2 pseudogenes are annotated in these 375 nt (G+C 69.9%); both read left to right on the plus strand.

Going from position 1 to position 375, the window contains the following annotated elements:
- Positions 1-187: pseudogene (locus I8N67_RS42060) on the plus strand (sulfate adenylyltransferase subunit CysD); the annotation flags it as partial.
- Positions 188-189: 2 nt separating this feature from the next.
- Positions 190-375: pseudogene (locus I8N67_RS42065) on the plus strand (hypothetical protein); the annotation flags it as partial.

The raw sequence follows: 375 nt of genomic DNA on the forward strand, positions 1-375 counted from the left end.
CCAGGTGCGCTACCGGACCGTCGGCGACATGTCCTGCACCGGCGCCGTCGACTCCGACGCGGTGACCCTGGAAGCCGTGATCACCGAGATCGCGGCCTCCCGGCTGACCGAACGGGGCGCGACCCGCGCCGACGACAAGATGTCCGAGGCCGCGATGGAAGACCGTAAGCGCGAGGGGTACTTCTAAGCATGACCACCACCACGGAACTCTCCGAGACGACCCTCCTGCGGTTCGCCACCGCCGGTTCCGTCGACGACGGCAAGTCCACACTCGTCGGACGGCTGCTGCACGACTCCAAGTCCGTCCTCACCGACCAGCTGGAGGCGGTGGAACGCGCCTCCGCCGCCCGCGGCCAGGAAGGCCCCGACCTCGCG

Source organism: Streptomyces adelaidensis, from assembly GCF_016598475.1.
In the GTDB taxonomy this organism is placed as follows: Bacteria; Actinomycetota; Actinomycetes; order Streptomycetales; family Streptomycetaceae; genus Streptomyces; species Streptomyces adelaidensis.